This window comes from Vagococcus silagei, from assembly GCF_004795745.1.
Classification (GTDB): Bacteria; Bacillota; Bacilli; order Lactobacillales; family Vagococcaceae; genus Vagococcus; species Vagococcus silagei.
This window is the reverse complement of record NZ_SDGV01000009.1, coordinates 1-2,168: the sequence shown is the minus strand read 5'-3', so window position 1 is coordinate 2,168 and position 2,168 is coordinate 1. Positions and strand designations below refer to the sequence as shown.

The 2,168-nt window shown below is 33.3% G+C and carries 2 protein-coding genes; one reads left to right on the top strand and one right to left on the bottom strand.

Annotated features, from left to right (window positions below; genetic code table 11):
• Positions 1-94: 94 nt before the first annotated feature.
• Positions 95-994: a replication initiation protein gene (locus ESZ54_RS03745; RefSeq protein ID WP_136136347.1), complete on the bottom strand. Its 900-nt coding sequence runs from the start codon at positions 992-994 to the stop codon at positions 95-97.
• Positions 995-1,601: 607 nt separating this feature from the next.
• On the opposite strand from ESZ54_RS03745, the gene ESZ54_RS12815 reads away from it, so the two are divergent.
• The gene (locus ESZ54_RS12815) at positions 1,602-1,682 is read left to right on the top strand and encodes a type I toxin-antitoxin system Fst family toxin (protein WP_136136348.1); all 81 of its coding nucleotides are present in this window, start codon (positions 1,602-1,604) and stop codon (positions 1,680-1,682) included.
• Positions 1,683-2,168 lie beyond the last annotated feature (486 nt).

Here is a 2,168-nt window from a genome sequence, read left to right as displayed (position 1 = left end):
GCATACCTGTGACATACCTCCCTATTTTTTTGTTAAATATATAATTTAAAATGAATATTTGTTTTTTTATAGATGAAAATATTATACAAAATAATTATTTAAACATATTTTTTAAATCGTCTATGAGCATTTCTTTTTCTTTATTTTTATTTTCTTGAGTGTGAAATTCAGATTCATGAGTACCTATTTTCAAACCTAATATTTTGTCTTTTGCAATCCATTTTTCTTGTTGAGAGAGCTCACCATTATGCTCAATATTAAACATTTTTTTGCGTAGATTTTCTTGTTCTCCTTTAGAAAAATCATCAGCATTTTTTGATTCAGGTTTAAAAGCAAATTGATAACCAATGACAGGCGTTCCTCTACCTTTTCCGTATTTTTTCCTGATTAGGAGTCCCCTAAAAAGCGGTGTTAATTCTTCTTTTATGGGCTTAAAAACATTTTTGTTAATATCACTCTCACGATAACTTTTAGGAATATCCAGTAGTTCAATAAACTCATCTTTTGAAAAATATGCATATCCAGTAGTTCTGAATTGTTTTAACAATCGAAACATTGTTTTTGAATAGCTGCTCTGTAGTTCATTGAATTGTTTAAGAGAATATCGCACCCATTCATCAAGGCTGTTTAGTAAAGGGATTGCTTTTTCAAATAATTTTATATCAACATAAGGGTCGTCAGAGTCGCCAACAATTTCAAATTGAGTAAACATTACAAACATGCTTCTGTCTAAGCCATTAGCACTTCTTTTACCAAATCTCAATGAAAGAATTTTATCATAAGTGCTATAAATATCATCAATAAATCGACTATTAGCTGTTGCTTTATAGTCACTCAAGTCTTTTAATTGATCGAAAGAAAACCGAACAGTCTGTTCCCCTTTATCACGCATACGTGAAACGATTGAAAAAAAGAGATTCATTTCTACAGGAGAAAATTTTCTTAATGGAATTGTATTTAATTCAGTATGATATTTAACTAATTCATTTGTCATAACAAGCCTCCTCTGATGATAAACATATTATAATAGGAGTGATACTCCCAAGTCAACACCCCTAAACAGACAAAACCACCCCCATAAACAGACAAAACCACCCCCATAAACAGACAAAACCACCCCCATAAACAGACAAAACCACCCCTTAAACATTCTGTACCCCTTGGGAGAGTAAGGGCCAACAGGGGTCTAAAAGAGGTTTAAAAGAGGTTTAAAAGAGATTGTAAAAGAGGTAGTGTTTTTTTCCCACCTAAAATCTTTCAAATTATTTGGAAATTGATCTATGCGTACGACTGTTAAAACCTAAAAAAAAGGAGTGAGAGAAAACCACTCTCACATTAAACTTGCAGCAGTCGCTAACGCTCTTTCGCCAAAACCATCTATAAAAAATCTTTTGTATGGTCTTAAAACGCATATATTGAGTGCGTACGGAGTTTTAACTTTAAATGGTACATTTGTATTAAAGCGTCTTTCAGACGGTCAGGGCAAGCCCTAACGACCCCAAAACTAAATTTATATGATACAGACAAGATAAATAGTTCTGATATAATAAATTGTCGCCTATCCGACAGTCTAGCGACTGAAAGGAGGTGTTACTGTGGTAATGAACTTTCTTTGCTCCCTTCTTGCAGGGCTACTCGTAGCTCTATTCGATTATTGGCTAAATAGTCGAAACAAGAAGTAAAACCATTTTAAGGCGACATTAGCCCACAAAATAAGCCCCTGAAGAATCCGACTTCTTCAGGGGCTTTGTGTTACTGTGATAACTTCTTTGCACAGTCATTATATCATGATTCGTAATTTCCATCAAAAAGCTTAAATTCTTAGTATATGTCAAAAAATTCGAGTTAAATATTAAAAAATGACTATCTAAAAATTACGAAGATAAAGTATTTATTATTTTCAACTAAAGTTTTTTAATTATGACAAAATATAAAAAAATCAACAAATTTAGTTCAAGAACAGAGAAAAAGAGCATAAGGGAAACTACCGTAACGTTCCGTTTCGGGTTGATAGTATCAACGTTTCCAATACCGTAATTTTTTTCGGTATTGCATACCTGTGACATACCTCTAAACATACCCCTGGCATACCTGTGACATACCCCTGACATACCTGTCAAATTCGCAGACATACCTGTGACATACCCCTAGCATACCCGTGACATACC

Excerpts from the sequence above, each read along its gene's own strand:
- ESZ54_RS03745 (WP_136136347.1), bottom strand. The coding sequence starts at position 994 with ATGACAAATGAATTAGTTAAATATCATACTGAATTAAATACAATTCCA.
- ESZ54_RS12815 (WP_136136348.1), top strand. The coding sequence starts at position 1,602 with ATGAACTTTCTTTGCTCCCTTCTTGCAGGGCTACTCGTAGCTCTATTC.